This is a genomic window from Isoptericola sp. NPDC056578 (assembly GCF_042793275.1).
Lineage (GTDB): Bacteria > Actinomycetota > Actinomycetes > Actinomycetales > Cellulomonadaceae > Isoptericola.
In genome coordinates this window covers 79,672-86,175 of record NZ_JBHTVC010000015.1, presented here as the reverse complement: position 1 = coordinate 86,175, position 6,504 = coordinate 79,672, and the positions used below count along the sequence as shown (strand labels likewise).

Sequence of the window (6,504 nt, the reverse complement as noted above, 5' to 3'; positions counted from 1 at the left end):
TCACCCGGGGGTGACCGGCCCGCGAGGACTCACTCGGACTTCTCGGCCTCGGCGGCCGGCGTCTCCTCGGCGGCGGGGGCCTCCTCGGTCGCGACCTCGGCGGCCGGGGCCTCCTCGGCGGCGGGCGCCTCGGTGGCCTCGGCGGCGGGGGCCTCGGCCTGGGCGGCCTCGGCGCCGGCCAGGAGCTCGCGCTCCCACTCGGCCAGCGGCTCGGCCTCGGCGGTCTCCGCGGCCTCGCCCTTCTTGCCGGAGTGACGCTGCAGCAGGCCCTCGGCGGCCGCGTCCGCGATCACGCGGGTGAGCAGCGTGACGGAGCGGATCGCGTCGTCGTTGCCCGGGATGGCGTAGTCGACGTCGTCGGGGTCGCAGTTGGTGTCGAGGATGGCGACGACCGGGATGCCCAGCTTCTTCGCCTCGTTGACGGCCAGGTGCTCCTTGTTGGTGTCGACGATCCAGACCGCGGACGGCGTCTTGGCCATGTCACGGATGCCGCCGAGCGTGCGCGCGAGCTTGTCCTTCTCGCGACGCAGGACGAGGAGCTCCTTCTTCGTCAGCGCGGAGCCTGCGACGTCGTCGAAGTCGATCTCCTCGAGCTCCTTGAGGCGCTGGAGGCGCTTGTGCACCGTGGTGAAGTTGGTGAGCATGCCACCGAGCCAGCGGTGATTCACGTACGGCATGCCGACGCGGGCGGCCTGCTCGGCCACGGGCTCCTGCGCCTGCTTCTTGGTGCCGACGAACAGGATGCTGCCGCCGTGGGCGACGGTCTCCTTGACGAACTCGTAGGCGCGGTCGATGTACGACAGCGACTGCTGGAGGTCGACGATGTAGATGCCGTTGCGCTCCGTGAAGATGAACCGCTTCATCTTCGGGTTCCAACGGCGGGTCTGGTGCCCGAAGTGGACACCGCTCTCGAGGAGCTGGCGCATGGTCACGACGGCCATGACACGTCCTTTCGCCGCGTGCGCCGGATCCTCCGGGCTGCACGCGCGTCGGGCGACCGGGCTGCTGCTGCAGGTCTCCGGTCGCGGTACTCGGTTCGTCGGTGACGGGCATCGGGCCCGGCACCCCTGGCGTCACGCCGGGCCGGCACCGCTCCCGGGGACCGGGGGCGGACCGCTGCCGACGCGGCCGCGCCCTGCACCCGGCGGGCCGGGTCGCGGGGCGCGTACGTGACGCGCGATGTCGACCGGTTCGCGTCCGCTCCCCCGGCCGGCGGGCCCGCAGGACGTCGAGGACGGCCCACGGGATCCACCGGGATGGTTCGGGGAGGCGAGGCACAAGCCGATCGCGGCAGCCAGTCTACCCGACGGTTCCGGGCCTCTTGGCCCACCGGCGATCGCCCACCTGGCGCCCCGCCCAGCGCGGCCGGAACCGCCCTCGGCGGACGACGTGGCGCGCGGCACGAACGTCCCGAGCCTGCCCCCAGGAGTCGGGTGCCACGGGCGATCCACAGCGCCTCGGCCGACGCGTCCGGCGGTCTGCCGACTTCGCCATCCTCGCCCCATGACGCTTCGCACCTCTACCGCCCCGACGGTCACGAGACCGCTCAGGGGACTCCTCACGGCTCTCGTCGTGCTCGGCGCCGCGGTCCTCCTGGTCGCGGCACCGCTCGCCGGGGCGGCACCGTCGGCACGGGTCCCGTCGTCGGGGAGCGACGGGTGGGCACGCCCCGTGCCCGGCGACGTCGTGCAGACGTTCGATCCGCCGGCCGAGGAGTGGGCCGCGGGCCACCGCGGGGTGGACCTCGCCGCCGCGACGGGTGAGCGGGTGCGGTCACCGGCCGCGGGAACGGTGTCGTTCGCCGGGGAGGTCGCGGGCAAGCCCGTCGTGGTGGTGGCGCACCCCGGCGGCCTGCGGTCCACGTTCGAACCCGTCACAGCCTCGGTGGGCCTCGGCGACCCGGTGGCCGAGGGCGACGTCGTGGGCACGCTCGCCGCCGGGCCCGGGCACTGCGCGCCCGCCGGGTGCGTGCACTGGGGCGTGCTGCGCGGGGAGGTCTACCTCGACCCGCTCGCCCTGCTCGGCCAGGCGCCACCGATCGTGCTGCTCCCCGGCGGCCCCTGAGCGGAGGCGGGCGCGCCGGTCGGGCCGACACTCACGAGCCCGTGCCGACGAACGGTACGGGCGAACGGGACGGGCGAACGGGACGGGCGACCCTCGGGCGAGTGCCCGGGGCGGTCAGGCGCGCGGGAACGCCTGGACGAACACCTTGCGCAGCCGCTCGTCGTCCACGTGGGTGTACCGCTGGGTGGTGCCCAGGTCGGAGTGCCCCAGCACCTCCTGGACGGACCGGAGGTCCGAGCCGCCCTGCAGCAGGTGCGTCGCCGCGGAGTGCCGCAGCGCGTGCGGGGCGACGTCCTCCACGCCCGCCCGGGCCGCGAGCTGGTGCACCGCGTCGCGGACCTGTCGCTGACCCCAGCGGCCCCCGCGCGCGCCCAGGAGGAGCGCGGCGCCCGAGGTCGGCTGCACCAGTGCCGGCCTGCCGCGCGCCAACCACTCGGACACCGCGCGCGCCGCCGGGACGCCGAACGGCACCACCCGCTCCTTGCCGCCCTTGCCGAGCACCCGCACGAGCCGCTCCGTGAGGTTGACGGCGGGAACGTCCACCTGCACCAGCTCGCCGACGCGGATGCCGCTGCCGTAGAGGAGCTCCGCCGCCGCCCAGGCGCGCAGGGCCGCCGGCCGGTCCTCCGGCTCCGCGGTGTGCGCCGCCTCGCGGGCGCTGTCGAGCAGCGTGGCGGCCGCGTCCGCGCTCAGCACCGTCGGCAGGGTCCGCGACACCTTCGGGCTCGCCAGCCGTGCCGTCGGGTCCGCCTGCACCAGGCCCACGCGGTAGGCCCACCGCAGGAAGGTCCGCGCCGCGGCGCCGCGACGGGCGATGGTCGCCCGGGCCAGGCCACGCTCGGCCTGGGTGGCGAGCCAGCCACGGAGCACGCCCACGTCCACCCCCGGCAGAGCGTCGACCCCGTGCCGCACCGCGTACCGCAGGAGAGACCCGACGTCGGCGCGGTACGCACGTCGCGTGTGCGCCGAGTGCCCCCGCTGGACCTCGAGGTACTCGTCGAAACGCGCCAGCGCCTCCGCCAGCGGCGCCGGCAGCGGCGGGAGGTCCGGATCGGTGTCCATCCAGGTCAGTGTGCCCCTGAGCCGTCCCGGGACGGGTGAGGCGGCGCGCGTGTCGAGGTCGTCCACGGACCGGGCGGCCCTCACGTGACCCGCCACCCGGCCGGACCGCGACGTGCTCCCGGCGCCGCCGCCTCAGCTCGCCGGTCTCCCCCTGTCCGCCTCGCCGCCGTCGCGGCGGACCCTGCGCCACCGGCCGCCCTCCTGGCCGGCGAGGCCGTGCAGCTCCAGGGCGCCGAGCCCGGCGAGCAGCTCGCCCGGGGCGAGCCCGGCCGTGCGCGCCAACGCGTCCGTCGCTGCGGCGCCCCGCGCGGGCAGCGCGTCCCACGCCAGACGGGCGTGCTCGCCGAGCGCCTCGACCTCCGCGGGGATCCGCCGGCGCGAACGTTCGCCGTCGGCGCGCCCGGGTGCGGACGTCCCCTCGGGCGGAGCCTGCGCCGGGGTCGCGTCGGCGTCGTACGGACCGGCGAGCTCGGCCACCTCGGCGGCATCCGTCACGCAGACCGCCGCCCCGTCCCGCAGGAGCGCGTGGCACCCGGTCGAGGTGCCCGACGTCACCGGGCCGGGCACGACGCCGAGCGGGCGCAGCAGCCGCGTCGCGTGGCGTGCCGTCGACAGCGCCCCCGAACGCCAGGCGGCCTCCACCACGACGGTCGCGCACGACACCGCGGCGATGATCCGGTTGCGGGCCAGGAAGCGTTGCTTGAACGGCGCCGACCCGGGCGGCACCTCGCTCACGACCGCCCCCGCGCCGTCCGCGAGCCGGCGCAGCAGGTCCTGGTTGCCCGGCGGGTAGAAGCGGTCGACGCCCCCGGCGAGCACCGCGACGGTCAGGGCGCCTCCCGCGACCGCGCCGCGGTGGGCGGCGGCGTCGATCCCGTACGCCCCTCCGGACACGACGGCGAAGCCGCGGTCCGCCACCCCGGCCGCGAGGTCGGCCGCCACGTGGTCCCCGTAGGCGCTGGACGCCCGCGCACCGACGAGCGCGACCGATCGGGCCGTCGCGGCCGCCAGGTCCGGATCCCCCCGCACCCAGAGCGCGAACGGCTCCTCCGGACCCAGCGCGGCGAGGCCTGCCGGCCATCGGCCGTCCCCCGGCACCAGCAGCGTGCCGCCGAGCCGCTCGAGGACCCGCAGCTCCCGCCGCGGGTCCAGCCGCTCGAGCCGCGGCGCCCACCGGGCGACTCCCTCCATCAGCCGGTCGGCCGCGACCGCGCTGCCCAGCGGCTCGACCGCCGACCCCCGCAGGGCGCGCGCCGGGTCGCGGACCGCGTCGACGACCCACTCCAGCGCCGCCGGGGCGCCGAGGTGCGCGACGAGCGTGCCCGCCACCGCGTCGGCCGGCTCCGCCAGCCGGCTCCACGCGGCGCGGGCGAGCGTCGGGTCGTCCGTCGCGAAGGGCAGCCCTCCGGCGCCGCGGGACCGCGACGCGCTCATGGCCGGCGCCGCGTCCTGCGCCACGCCCGGGGGCACCTCGAGCTCACGCATGGCTCCCCCTCGTGCGCATCGTCACGGCCCTGGAGACGTCGTCGGCCGTCGGCGCGACGCGCCCCGCCAGGTCGGCGTGGGTCCACGCGATCCGCAGCACACGGTCGGCCCCACGCAGGCTCAGCACGCCCCGGTCCACCATCTGCTCGATCGGCCGCAGCACGCCCGGCGCCCCCGACCGTTCCCGGAGCCACCGCCCGGCCACCTCGGCGTTCGTCGTCCAGGGCGTCCCCGACAGTCGCTCGCGCGCCGCGGCCCGGGCCTCGGCGACCCGCGCCGCGACCACGGCCGACGCCTCCCCCTCCGACCGGGCCGTCCGTTCCGCCCGCGTCACGGGCAGGACGTCCACCTGCAGGTCGACCCGGTCGAGCAGCGGCCCCGACAGGCGACCGAAGTACCGCCGCTTCGCCGTCGGGGTGCAGGAGCAGTCCAGCCCCTTGTTCACCGACGCCATCCCGCACGGGCAGGGGTTCGCCGCCAGCACCAGCTGGAAGCGGGCGGGGTAGCGGGCGGCGCCGCCGGAGCGGTGCAGCACCAGCTCTCCCTGCTCGAGCGGCTGGCGCAGCGTCTCCAGCACGCGGGACGGGAACTCGGGCGCCTCGTCGAGGAGCAGCACCCCCCGGTGCGCTCGGGACACCGCCCCGGGCCGGGCGAGGCCGCTGCCTCCGCCGACGATCGCCGCCGGGGTGGCCGTGTGGTGCGGGTCCTCGAACGGCGGCCGGGTCAGGAGCCCGTTGCCGGGGTCGAACGTCCCGGCCACCGAGTGCACCGCCGTCACCTCGACGGCCTCCGACGGCGTGAGGTCCGGCAGGATGCCGGGCAGGCGGGCGGCGAGCATGGTCTTGCCCGCGCCCGGCGGCCCGACCAGGAGCAGGTGGTGCCCGCCTGCCGCGGCGACCTCCAGCGCCATCCGCGCCTGCACCTGCCCCACCACCTCCGCGAGGTCCCCTGGTGACCGGCGCTGCACGGTCTGCCGCGCCGCCCGGACAGGCTCCAGGACCGGCGGCTCCGCGAGCTCGCCGCCGTGCAGCAGCACCACCTCGGCGAGGCTCGACGCCGCGTGGACGCGTGCCCCGGGGACCAGTCGTGCCTCGTCCGCGTCCCCGGTCGCGACGACGACGTCGGGGCAGCCCGCCTCGACGGCCGCGGCGACCGCGGGGAGCACCCCGCGCACGGGCTGGAGGCGACCGTCGAGCCCCAGCTCCGCCAGGTGCACCACCCGGTCCAGCCCGGACACGGGCACCACGCCGTCCCCGGCGAGGACGGCGACGGCGATGGCGACGTCGAACGACGAACCGGACTTGCGGAGCGAGGCGGGCGACAGGTTGACGGTGATCTTGCGGTGCGGCCACTTGATGCCGGTGGAGAGCACCGCGGCCCGCACGCGCTCGCGCGACTCGTTCAGCGCCGTGTCCGGCAGCCCCACCAGCGTGAAGCCGGGCACGGACGCCGCGAGCTGCGCCTGCACCTCCACGACGTGCCCGGTCAGCCCGGTGAGGGCGACGGCCGCCGTCGTCCCGAGCCCCATCAGAGCACCCCCACGAGGTGCTCGAGCTGCGCGGCACCCGCTCTCGGGAGCACCACCGCCACCACGTCGACCCGGATCTCGCGGCAGCGCACGTCCCGGTGCTCGGCCAGCCACTGCCCCGTGAGCCTGCGGATCCGGGACAGCTTGGCGGCCGTCACCGCCTCCGCCGGGTGCCCGAACGCGGTGCCGCGCCGCGTCTTCACCTCGATCGCGACCAGCACGTCGCCGTCGCGCGCGACGAGGTCGAGCTCGCCTCCCGTGCCGCGCCAGTTGCGCTCGAGCACCTCCAGGCCCTGCGCCTCGACGTGGCGCGCCGCCACCCGTTCCCCGTACCGCCCGACGGCGTCCTTCGCCCGCATCGAACC

The 6,504-nt window shown here is 77.0% G+C and carries 6 protein-coding genes; 1 reads left to right on the top strand and 5 read right to left on the bottom strand.

What is annotated here, in order from left to right:
* Positions 1 to 29: 29 nt before the first annotated feature.
* Complete coding sequence (gene rpsB, locus ACFQ80_RS08500; RefSeq protein ID WP_430549892.1) at positions 30 to 941, bottom strand: 30S ribosomal protein S2; 912 nt, start codon at positions 939 to 941, stop codon at positions 30 to 32.
* A gap of 562 nt (positions 942 to 1,503) precedes the next feature.
* On the opposite strand from rpsB, the gene ACFQ80_RS08495 reads away from it, so the two are divergent.
* Positions 1,504 to 2,064: a murein hydrolase activator EnvC family protein gene (locus tag ACFQ80_RS08495; RefSeq protein WP_430563332.1), complete on the top strand. Its 561-nt coding sequence runs from the start codon at positions 1,504 to 1,506 to the stop codon at positions 2,062 to 2,064.
* 114 nt (positions 2,065 to 2,178) lie between these two features.
* On the opposite strand, the gene ACFQ80_RS08490 is transcribed toward ACFQ80_RS08495, so the two are convergent.
* The 4 genes from ACFQ80_RS08490 to ACFQ80_RS08475 all read right to left on the bottom strand — a co-directional run bounded on the left by ACFQ80_RS08490 (position 2,179) and on the right by ACFQ80_RS08475 (position 6,498).
* The gene (locus ACFQ80_RS08490; protein ID WP_430563331.1) at positions 2,179 to 3,126 is read right to left on the bottom strand and encodes a tyrosine recombinase XerC; all 948 of its coding nucleotides are present in this window, start codon (positions 3,124 to 3,126) and stop codon (positions 2,179 to 2,181) included.
* Positions 3,127 to 3,258: 132 nt separating this feature from the next.
* Entirely contained in the window at positions 3,259 to 4,611 is a 1,353-nt protein-coding gene (gene dprA, locus ACFQ80_RS08485) for a DNA-processing protein DprA (protein WP_430563330.1), read from the bottom strand.
* Positions 4,604 to 6,139 carry a YifB family Mg chelatase-like AAA ATPase gene (locus tag ACFQ80_RS08480; protein ID WP_430563329.1) on the bottom strand — a complete coding sequence of 512 codons (1,536 nt, stop codon included), beginning with the start codon at positions 6,137 to 6,139 and terminating at the stop codon, positions 4,604 to 4,606. The genes dprA and ACFQ80_RS08480 overlap by 8 nt, the downstream gene beginning before the upstream one ends.
* Complete coding sequence (locus ACFQ80_RS08475; protein WP_430563328.1) at positions 6,139 to 6,498, bottom strand: YraN family protein; 360 nt, start codon at positions 6,496 to 6,498, stop codon at positions 6,139 to 6,141. The genes ACFQ80_RS08480 and ACFQ80_RS08475 overlap by 1 nt, the downstream gene beginning before the upstream one ends.
* Between the last annotated feature and the right edge of the window lie 6 nt (positions 6,499 to 6,504).

Excerpts from the sequence above, each read along its gene's own strand:
- dprA (WP_430563330.1), bottom strand. The coding sequence starts at position 4,611 with ATGCGTGAGCTCGAGGTGCCCCCGGGCGTGGCGCAGGACGCGGCGCCG.
- ACFQ80_RS08490 (WP_430563331.1), bottom strand. The coding sequence starts at position 3,126 with ATGGACACCGATCCGGACCTCCCGCCGCTGCCGGCGCCGCTGGCGGAG.
- rpsB (WP_430549892.1), bottom strand. The coding sequence starts at position 941 with ATGGCCGTCGTGACCATGCGCCAGCTCCTCGAGAGCGGTGTCCACTTC.
- ACFQ80_RS08475 (WP_430563328.1), bottom strand. The coding sequence starts at position 6,498 with ATGCGGGCGAAGGACGCCGTCGGGCGGTACGGGGAACGGGTGGCGGCG.
- ACFQ80_RS08480 (WP_430563329.1), bottom strand. The coding sequence starts at position 6,139 with ATGGGGCTCGGGACGACGGCGGCCGTCGCCCTCACCGGGCTGACCGGG.
- ACFQ80_RS08495 (WP_430563332.1), top strand. The coding sequence starts at position 1,504 with ATGACGCTTCGCACCTCTACCGCCCCGACGGTCACGAGACCGCTCAGG.